Below are 230 nucleotides of genomic sequence, written 5' to 3'. Positions count from 1 at the left end.
TTAACAAATGACGAGCAAGGCGAATATAAAGCGCGTATAAAACAATTACTAAAAGATAAAAATGCAGTACTTGTTGCACATTATTATACCGATCCTGAAATTCAAGCATTAGCTGAAGAGACGGGCGGTTGTGTGTCTGATTCATTAGAAATGGCCCGCTTTGGTCGTGATCACCCAGCCAAAACATTAATTGTTGCTGGCGTTAAGTTTATGGGCGAAACCGCTAAAAT

1 protein-coding gene is annotated in these 230 nt (G+C 39.6%); it reads left to right on the top strand.

What is annotated here, in order from left to right:
- Positions 1–230, top strand: a 230-nt coding sequence (gene nadA / locus AAEY72_RS16615; protein ID WP_352311813.1) for a quinolinate synthase NadA, incomplete at both ends; no start/stop codon positions are given.

Origin of the sequence: Psychrobacter sp. W2-37-MNA-CIBAN-0211 (genome assembly GCF_040309405.1) — a bacterium.
In the GTDB taxonomy this organism is placed as follows: Bacteria; Pseudomonadota; Gammaproteobacteria; order Pseudomonadales; family Moraxellaceae; genus Psychrobacter; species Psychrobacter glaciei.
This window is presented reverse-complemented; position numbering and strand designations above follow the sequence as displayed.